Genomic DNA, 7958 nt, shown 5'->3' on the forward strand with positions numbered 1-7958 from the left:
AACTCCTTGGGTGAGGGGGTCTGCCGGGCGATCAGGACGCAGGCACTCGGGCCGCGCGGAGGGGGTCGCCCACCGCTCGGCCACCGAGTATCCGGACGCCGCTATCGGTGGCCTATCGCGCCGCGGCCGCCCGCTCGGCGCGGGCCGGTGCGCGGTGGGCCGGTGCACGGTGGGGCTGTGCGCGGTGGGCCTGTGCGCGGTGGATCGGCGTGCCGACGCGGCCGAGCGGCAGGCCGGTGCCGCCGCCCCGGCAGGCGACGATCTCGGCCGCGATCGACACCGCGACCTCCTCGGGCGTCCAGGCCCCCAGGTCGAGGCCGATCGGGGAGTGCAGCCGGGCCAGTTCGGGCTCCGAGAGGCCGGCCGCACGCAGCCGCTCCAGCCGGTCGGCGTGGGTGCGCCGGGACCCCATGGCACCGACGTAGGCCACCGGCAGCCGCAGGGCGCGCTCCAGCAACGGCACGTCGAACCTGGCCTCGTGGGTGAGGGCGCACAGCACGGTGCGGCCGTCGATCCGGTCGCGCTGGGAGTCGAGGTAGCGGTGCGGCCGGTCGACCACCACCTCGTCCGCCTCCGGGAAGCGCTCGCGGGTGGCGAAGACCGGGCGGGCGTCGCACACGGTGACGTGGTGGCCGAGGAACCCGCCGATGCGCACCAGCGCCGAGGCGAAGTCGATCGCACCGAAGACGATCATCCGCGGCGGGGGCACGCTGCACTCCACCAGCAGGACGACCGGCCGGCTCCGGTCGGTGCGGTCGGGTGCGACCTCCACCGTCCGGGTGCGGCCCGCCGCCAGCAGCGCCGCCGCCTCCAGGGCCGCGGCGTCGTCGAGTGCGCCGCCCCCGCCGAGGGTGCCCTCGTACGCGCCGCCCGGCCGCACCAGCAGGGCGCCGCCGGCCGGGCCGTCCGGGCCGCCGGCGACACGGACGGCCGCCACGGCCCCGCCCCCGGCGGCGGTGGCCAGGGCGGCGGCGAGCACCGGCCGGACGGCGTCCCGGCGGCGCACCGGCGTCACCAGGACGTCGATGCTGCCGCCGCAGGTCAGGCCGACGGCGAACGGGTCCCCGTCGGCGTCGCTGAAGTGCTGCAGCACGCTCTCGCCGGTCACCAGCGCCTCCTGGCACAGCTGGTGGACGGTGGCCTCCACGCAGCCGCCGGAGACGCTGCCGAGCGCGGTGCCCGCGGCGTCGACGGCGAGGGCCGTGCCGGGCGGCCGCGGGGCGGAGCCGCTGACGTGCACGACCGTCGCCACGGCGAAGTCGCGTCCTTCGGTGCACCACCGGTGCAGATCGGCGGCGATGTCCAGCACGGCCGGGTCAACTCCTCTCAGTCGACGATGTGTTCGGGACGGATCGGGACCCGGGTGAGGGCCTTCCCGGTGGCCTGCCGGACGGCGGCCACCACGGCCGGGGTGGAGGACAGCGTCGGCGCCTCGCCCACCCCGCGCAGGCCGTACGGGGCGTGCGGGTCGGCCAGTTCCAGGACGTCGACCGGCACGGCCGGCGCGTCCAGCAGGGTCGGCACCAGGTAGTCGGTGAAGGAGGGGTTGAGCACCCGCGCCGTCGCCGGATCGACCCGGACCTCCTCCATCAGCGCGATGCCGAGGCCCTGGACGGTGCCGCCCTGGATCTGGCCGGCCACCGAGAGCGGGTTGAGCGCCCGGCCGACGTCCTGGGCGCAGGCCAGTTCGACCACCTTGACCAGGCCGAGCTCCACGTCCACGTCGACCACCGCGCGGTGCGCGGCGAAGGAGTACTGGACGTGGCCGAAGCCCTGGCCGGTGACCGGGTCGAAGGGTTCGGTCGGCCGGTGGCGGAACTCGAGTTCGAGGTCGATCGGCTCCTCGCCCTCCAGCACCTCCGCCAGGGTGGCGAGGACCTCGCCGTCCCCGGTGACGACCTTGCCGCCGTCGAGGCGCAGCCCGGCGCCGCCCCAGGCCGGACGGTCCCCGCCGAACCTGCGCCGGCCGGCCGCGAACACGTGCTCGCGGACGGCCCCGCAGGTGTTCTTCACCGCACCGCCGGTCATGTACGTCTGCCGGGAGGCGGAGGTGGAGCCGGCCGAGCCGACGGCGGTGTCGGCGGGGTGGACGGTGACCTGCTCGACGCCGAGCTCGGTGCGGGCGATCTGGGCGTGCACGGTGACGCCGCCCTGGCCGACCTCGGCCATCGCGGTGTGCACGGTGGCGACCGGCTCGCCGCCGATGACCTCCAGCCGGACCCGGGCGGTGGAGTAGTCGTCGAAGCCCTCGGAGAAGCCGACGTTCTTGATGCCGACGGCGTAGCCGATGCCGCGGACGATGCCCTCGCCGTGCGAGGTGTTGGAGAGCCCGCCCGGCAGGTCGCGGACGTCCGGGGCCTTCGGGTCGAGCGGCGGCGGCAGCGGCATGTCCCGGACCCGGCGCAGCAGTTCGGCGACCGGCGCGGGGGAGTCCACCCGCTGGCCGGTCGGCATCAGGTCGCCCTGGCGCATCGCGTTGATCCGGCGCAGCTCCACCGGGTCCATGCCGAGTTCGGCGGCGAGCTTGTCCATCTGCGCCTCGTAGGCGAAGCAGGCCTGCACCGCGCCGAAGCCGCGCATCGCGCCGCAGGGCGGGTTGTTGGTGTAGAGGCCGACGGCCTCGATCTCCACGTCGTCGACCCGGTAGGGCCCGATGCCGAGCGAGGCGGCGTTGCCGACGACGGCGGCGGTGGACGAGGCGTAGGCGCCGCCGTCCAGCACGATCCGGCACCGGACGTGGGTCAGCCTCCCGTCGCGGGTGGCGCCGTGCTCGTAGTGGAGCCTCGCCGGGTGGCGGTGGGCGTGCCCGAGGAAGGACTCCTCGCGGGAGTACACGATCTTGACGGGCCGGCCGGTGCGCAGCGCCAGCAGGCAGGCGTGGATCTGCATCGACAGGTCCTCGCGGCCGCCGAACGCACCGCCGACGCCGGCCAGCGTCAGGCGCACCTTCTCCTCCGGCAGGCCGAGGACGGGTGCGATCTGCCGCCGGTCCGAGTGCAGCCACTGGGTGGCGACGTACAGGTCGACGCCGCCGTCCCCGGCGGGCACCGCGAGGCCCGACTCCGGGCCGAGGAAGGCCTGGTCCTGCATGCCGAACACGTAGTCGCCGGTCACCACGACGTCGGCCCGCCGGGCCGCCGCCGCGACGTCGCCGCGGACGATCGGCTGCCGGTGCAGGACGTTCGGGTGCGGGACGCGCCGCGCACGGCGGTCGTCCCGGTCCGGGTGGAGGACGACCGCGTCCGGTGCGAGCGCGGACGCCTCGTCCGTGACGACCGGGAGCTGCCGGTACTCGACCCTGATCAGCGCGGCGGCGCGCCGTGCGGTCTCCGGGTGGTCGGCGGCCACCAGCGCGACCGGCTCGCCGTGGTGGCGGACCACGCCGTCGGCGAGCACCGGGGTGTCGGCGATCTCCAGCCCGTACCGCTTCTGCGCGGCCGGCAGGTCGTCGTGGGTGAGGACGGCGTGCACACCCGGCAGCGCGAGCGCCGCGGAGACGTCCACGGACAGGATCCGGGCGTGCGCGTGCGGGCTGCGCAGGGCCTGCCCCCAGAGCATGTCCCGGTGCCACAGGTCGGAGGAGTAGACGAAGGCGCCGGTGACCTTCGGCGTGCCGTCGGGGCGGCGGACGGACTCGCCGATGCCGCCCCGGGCGGCGGAGGGGCCGGGACCGGCGGGGGAGGGGACCGAGGTCGTCGGTGTGCGGGTGTCCATGCCTCAGACCGTCTCCCGGCGCCGGGCGGCCGCCAGGCGGACCGCGTCCATGATCTTCTCGTAGCCGGTGCAGCGGCAGAGGTTGCCCGCGAGCGCCTCGCGGACGTCGGCGTCGCTCGGGTCCGCGTCGCGCTCCAGCAGCTCGTCGGCGGCCACCAGCAGGCCGGGCGTGCAGAAGCCGCACTGGACGGCCCCGGCGTCGAGGAAGGCCCGCTGGACGGCGGCCGGCCCGTCCGCCGTGGCCAGGCCCTCGACCGTGCGGACCTCGCGGTCCTGCGCCTGGCCGGCCGCGACCAGGCAGGCGCAGACCGGGACGCCGTCCAGGCGCACCGTGCAGGAGCCGCACTCGCCCTGCTCGCAGGCGTTCTTGGAGCCGGGCAGGCCCATCCGCTCGCGCAGCACGTACAGCAGGCTCTCGCCCTCCCACACCCCGTCGGCCGTCTGCCGGACGCCGTTGACGGTGAAACCCACCCGCATCATGCGACTCCCTCCGCGCCCTTGCGGTACGCCTCCCAGGCCCACAGGAAGGTCCGGCGAGCCATCACCCCGACGGCGTGCCGGCGGTGGCCGGCGGTGCCGCGGACGTCGTCGATCGGACTGCAGGCACCGGCCGCGAGCGCCGCGAACCGCTTCGCCACCGAGGGCGGGACCGGTCCGCGGCTCTCCCACAGGCCGCCCTCCGCCAGGGCGTCCGCGAGGAACGCCTCGGCCTCCGCCGCCCGCCGCGGGGTCGGGGCGGCCGAGCCGATGCCGGTGCGCACCGTCCCGGTGCCGGGGTGCAGCGCGACCCCGAAGGAGCAGACCGCGATGACCATCGCGTTGCGGGTGCCGACCTTGGAGAACTGCTGCGGGCCGGTCGCCCGCCCGATGTGCACCCGCCTGATCAGCTCGTCCGGCAGCAGCGCATTGCGCTTGACGCCCGTGTAGAACGCGTCGATCGGGATGCGGCGGGCGCCGCGCACCGACTCCACCTCGACCTCCGCCCCGGCGGCCAGCAGCGCCGGATGGGCGTCACCGGCCGGGGAGGCGGTGCCGAGGTTGCCGCCGACCCCGCCGCGGTTGCGGATCTGCGGCGAGGCGACGGCGCGGGAGGCCAGCGCCAGGCCCGGCAGCTCCCGGCCCAGCTCCGCGACGATCCGGGCGTACGGCACGCCGGCGCCGAGCCGGACCTCCCGCTCGCCGACCTCCCACTCGGACAGTTCGCCGATCCGGCTCAGGTCCAGCAGGTGCCCGGGCCGGCGGCGGCCGAGGTTGATCTCCACCATCACGTCGGTGCCGCCCGCGAGCGGTACGGCCGCCGGGTGCTCGGCCTTGGCGGCGAGCGCCTCCTCCCAGCAGCCGGGGCGGATGAACTCCATGGGACTTCCCTCTCGAATCGTTCCCGGACCGGGCGGACCGCCCGGGGGCGGCAGGCAGGCCCGGTCAGCGGGGCAGGCCGGGAGCCGCCCCGGCGACCGGGACGGGCAGGTCGGGCGAGAAGCAGCCGTCGAGGGCGTCCAGCGAGGGCACGTCCCTGATCAGCGAGCGGTCCGCGGCGGTCATCATCCGCTCGCCCACCGCCAGGTCGAGCCAGGCCAGCAGACCGTCGAAGAACCCGCCGTGGTTGACGACGAACACCGGCTTGCTGTGCAGGCCGAGCTTGGCCCAGGTGGCGATCTCCATCAGCTCGTCGGCCGTGCCGAGCCCGCCCGGCAGGACGACGAAGGCGTCCGACAGCTGGTACATCAGCGCCTTGCGCTCGTGCATGGTGGCGACCACCATCAGCTCCACGCCCGGCGGCTGACGCCCCTCCAGGCTCAGCAGGTGGTGCGGCACCACCCCGGTGACGTACGAGCCGGTGAGCAGCGCACCCTCGGCCACCGCACCCATCAGCCCCGTCCCGCCGCCGCCGTACACCAGGCCGACCCTGCGGCGGCCCAGCCAGCGGCCGGTCTCCCGGGCGAGGTCGAGGTACTCCTGCCTGGCCGGCCGCGCGCCGCAGAACACGCCCACCCTCCGGAAGCCGGTCATCGTGCCTCCGAGTGGACGGGAACGGCGTGCGAACGCGAGGACTCCAGCTCCACCAGCAGGTCGAGCAGCACCTGGGCGCCCAGGATCAGGTCATCCTTCGGGGTCTGCTCCACCGGCGAGTGGCTGATGCCGGCCGTGCTGGGGACGAAGATCATGCCGGTGGGCACCCGGGAGCTCAGCGCGGAGGCGTCGTGCCCCGCGTAGCTCATCAGGCGGGCCGCCGTCGGGTCGTGCCGCACGCACACCTCGTGGATGCGGTCGACGTAGCCGTCCTCGAAGCGCACCACGGGCTTGTGCGACAGCTGGGACACCTCCACCGAGCAGCCCTGCTCGGTGCCGATCCGGCGGACGAGCGCGCGGGTGCGCTCGACCGCCCGCAGCAGCGACAGCTCCGACTCGGCCCGGAACTCCACCGTCAGGTGCGCCTCCCCGGGCACCACGTTCGGCGCGCCCGGGTACAGCTGCATCGCGCCGACGTTGACCACCATCGACTCGTCGACCTCGTTCGCGGTCTCCCACAGGTGCGCCGCGATCTTCGCCACGGCGCGGCCCGCGTCGGCGCGGACGTTCATCGGCGTCGTCCCGGCGTGGTTGGCCTGCCCCCGGACGACCACCAGGTACCGGTCGATCCCGACGATGCCCTCCACCGCCGCCAGCGTGCTGCGCCGGCTCTCCAGCCGGGGGCCCTGCTCGACGTGCAGCTCGACGAACCCGGTGATCTCGTCGATGTGCCCGGACTCCACCAGCGTGCCGGAGCCGACCAGTCCGCCGTTGGACGTCGGCAGGACGCCCTCCTCGTCCCAGAAGCCGACCGTCTCGACCGCGGCGGCCGCCGGATGGCCGGCCTCGTGCAGGGTGCGCAGCACCTCGACGGCCGCGATGGCGCCGTACGCGCCGTCCAGCCGGCCGCCGACCGGCACCGTGTCGGTGTGCGAGCCGGTCAGCAGCCACGGGCCGCGCGATCCGGGCTGGCGCCCGAACACGTTGCCGACCTCGTCCGTCCAGGCGTGCAGCCCGGCGGCGGTGATCCGGTCGGCCAGCCAGACCCGGGAGGCAAGGTCGGCGGGCGACCCCGCGACCCGGTCCACCCCGCCGTCCTCCCGCCCGCCGAAGGTGGCGAGCATGTCCAGGTCGTCGAGGAGTCGACGCCCGGAGATCTTCGGTGAGTTCACGACACTGGCTCCCATCAGCTCAGCACGTTGCCGTCGCCCGTCCGCAGGCCGCGGGTCCGCCGGTGGTCGATGTGGACGAACGCCCGCTGCAGCCAGCGGTCCCGGCCGTCGTAGCGCGGCACGAAGGCCGACCGGCCGTGCAGGGTCACCCGGTTGTCCACCACCACCAGGTCGCCCGCGCCGAGGACGAGGTCCGTCTGCACGGCCTCGACGGCCCGCCGCAGCCCGGCCAGCGCCGTGGCGGCCCCGGCGTCCAGCGGATGGGTGTTGGCGAAGTCGACGCGGACGTCCGGGTCCTCCTCCGCGCCGCTCAGCACGGCGTGCACCGGGTCCCGGCCGGCCGCGAAGGACGGCGGCGGGGTGGAGCGGAAGCGGGGCTCGGCGAGGACGCGCCGGTGCTCCGGCCCGACCAGCGGCAGGGCCTGGCGGATCGAGGCGACCCGCAGCCCGGCCCGGTCGTCGTGGTCGTTGCGCAGGCACAGCAGCGACACGAAGTCCGGCCGGTGGTCCAGGTGCACGTTCTCCACGTGCATCTGGAGCGGCTGGGAGCCCGCGTTGCTCTGCTCGAACTCCTGGCCGGGAACGGGCACCACGTTCTGCAGCAGCGCCCCCGACTTCTCCTGCCGGAAGGCGACGATCTCGCCGAGCTGCATCACGCACAGCGCCAGCAGGGTGGCCGAGGCGGTCGCGTTGCGCTCGACCGAGCCGGCCTCGACCGGCGTCGGCCCCTCGGGCCTGACCGGCAGTCCGGCGATCCGCAGGCAGCCGTTGGGCCCCGGGTCGCTGCGGAAGCGGCGCAGTTCCTCCAGCACGCGGGCCGGCAGCCGGCAGGAGCGGTCGCGGGCGGCGGCCAGCCACGTCGGGTGGTCCACCAGCCGCGGTGGGACGGCGGAGAGGTGCTCGACGAGCCGCTCGATGTCCGCGCGTTCGGCGCCGTCCAGGACGAGAACGCCCGGTTCGGCATGGATGTCCAGACTTACAGCCACTGTCTTTCTGCCCTCTCTTGGTCTGCTTGAGCAAGGCGGGCCGGCGGCGGGGCAGTTCCCCCCGCCGGCCCGGTGG

General features: G+C 75.4%; 7 protein-coding genes. All 7 read right to left on the bottom strand.

Translation table 11 applies throughout. The features are described from left to right. Positions 1-112 precede the first annotated feature (112 nt). Positions 113-1309 (bottom strand): XdhC/CoxI family protein, encoded by a 1197-nt coding sequence (locus AB0O09_RS00885; protein WP_363538827.1) that lies wholly within the window; start codon positions 1307-1309, stop codon positions 113-115. Positions 1310-1326: 17 nt separating this feature from the next. Then, complete coding sequence (gene pucD / locus AB0O09_RS00890; RefSeq protein ID WP_363538829.1) at positions 1327-3714, bottom strand: xanthine dehydrogenase subunit D; 2388 nt, start codon at positions 3712-3714, stop codon at positions 1327-1329. A gap of 3 nt (positions 3715-3717) precedes the next feature. Continuing rightward, positions 3718-4191 (bottom strand): (2Fe-2S)-binding protein, encoded by a 474-nt coding sequence (locus AB0O09_RS00895; RefSeq protein ID WP_363539249.1) that lies wholly within the window; start codon positions 4189-4191, stop codon positions 3718-3720. Then, positions 4191-5072, bottom strand: a complete 882-nt coding sequence (locus tag AB0O09_RS00900; protein ID WP_363538831.1) for an FAD binding domain-containing protein — start codon at positions 5070-5072, stop codon at positions 4191-4193. Before AB0O09_RS00900 ends, AB0O09_RS00895 begins: the two co-directional genes overlap by 1 nt. A 64-nt stretch (positions 5073-5136) precedes the next feature. After that, the gene (locus AB0O09_RS00905) at positions 5137-5724 is read right to left on the bottom strand and encodes a TIGR00730 family Rossman fold protein (RefSeq protein ID WP_344626075.1); all 588 of its coding nucleotides are present in this window, start codon (positions 5722-5724) and stop codon (positions 5137-5139) included. Beyond that, positions 5721-6896, bottom strand: a complete 1176-nt coding sequence (locus AB0O09_RS00910; RefSeq protein ID WP_344626076.1) for a Zn-dependent hydrolase — start codon at positions 6894-6896, stop codon at positions 5721-5723. Before AB0O09_RS00910 ends, AB0O09_RS00905 begins: the two co-directional genes overlap by 4 nt. Positions 6897-6910: 14 nt before the next feature. Next, complete coding sequence (locus AB0O09_RS00915) at positions 6911-7882, bottom strand: TauD/TfdA family dioxygenase (RefSeq protein ID WP_363538834.1); 972 nt, start codon at positions 7880-7882, stop codon at positions 6911-6913. Positions 7883-7958 lie beyond the last annotated feature (76 nt).

Origin of the sequence: Kitasatospora sp. NPDC093679 (genome assembly GCF_040683455.1) — a bacterium.
GTDB classification, from domain to species: domain Bacteria; phylum Actinomycetota; class Actinomycetes; order Streptomycetales; family Streptomycetaceae; genus Kitasatospora; species Kitasatospora arboriphila.